This window comes from Novosphingobium panipatense, from assembly GCF_900182875.1.
GTDB classification, from domain to species: domain Bacteria; phylum Pseudomonadota; class Alphaproteobacteria; order Sphingomonadales; family Sphingomonadaceae; genus Novosphingobium; species Novosphingobium panipatense.
In genome coordinates, this window is record NZ_FXUI01000060.1 from 1 (window position 1) to 1,152 (window position 1,152).

1 protein-coding gene is annotated in these 1,152 nt (G+C 64.6%); it reads left to right on the plus strand.

All coding sequences use genetic code 11. The features are described 5' to 3' along the window. Nucleotides 1-72: 72 nt before the first annotated feature. Nucleotides 73-1,152 (plus strand): IS630 family transposase, encoded by a 1,080-nt coding sequence (locus QOL62_RS19800; protein WP_086494367.1) that lies wholly within the window; start codon nt 73-75, stop codon nt 1,150-1,152.

Genomic DNA, 1,152 nt, shown 5'->3' on the forward strand with positions numbered 1-1,152 from the left:
CTAGTGGTTTCCGCCTGACATAAGAGTCCGGTTCGGGATTCCCTTTGTTGCGTTCGCATGCGAGTCTGGCGCATGCGCACAGGAATATCGTTCACCGTTTCGCCGACCGATCGTGCCCGTCTGACGGCGCTGATTAGGGACCGCAATGCCCCACAGAAGCATGTCTGGCGCGCCGAGATCGTGCTTCTGTCCGCCGACGGCGTCGGCACCGTCGAGATCATGCGCCGGACCGGCAAGTCGAAGACCTGCGTGTGGCGCTGGCAGGAGCGCTTTGCCGCGGAAGGCTGCGACGGGCTGCTGCGCGACAAGACGCGGCCGTCGCGCATTCCGCCGCTCGGACCCGATGTCGCCGCGCACGTGGTGGCAATGACGCTTGCCGATCCGCCGGGCGAAACGACGCACTGGACGGCCGACATGATGGCGAAGGCGGCCGGCATCAGCGCCAGCGCGGTCCGGCGCATCTGGAAGGCACATGGCCTCGCGCCCCACCGCTGGCGGCAGTTCAAGCTCTCCAACGATCCGAAATTCGTCGACAAGCTGCGCGACGTCGTCGGCCTCTATGTCGATCCGCCGGCCCACGCCATCGTGCTGTCGGTCGACGAGAAGAGCCAGATCCAGGCGCTCGACCGCACCCAGCCCGGCCTGCCGATGAAGAAGGGCAGACTCGGCACCATGACGCATGACTACAAGCGCAACGGCACGACCACGCTGTTTGCCGCCCTCAACGTGCTCGACGGCACCGTCATCGGCAGGAACATGCAGCGCCATCGCCATCAGGAGTTCATCCGCTTTCTCAATGCCATCAACGCCGAGGTTCCCGCCAACAAGGCCGTGCACGTCATCCTCGACAACTATGCTCCCCATAAGCACCCCAAGGTGCGCCGTTGGCTCGACCGGCACAGCCGCTTCACCTTCCACTTCACCCCGACCTCATGCTCATGGCTCAACGCGGTGGAGGGCTTCTTCGCCAAGCTGTCGAAACGGCGCCTGAAACGCGGCGTCTTCCACTCCGTCATCGACCTCCAGGCCGCCATCAACCGCTTCCTCGCCGAGCACAACCAGCAGCCCAAGCCCTTCACCTGGGCCGCCGATCCCGACAAAATCATCGCCGCCGTCAAGCGCGGGCACCAAGCGTTAGATTCCATCCACTAG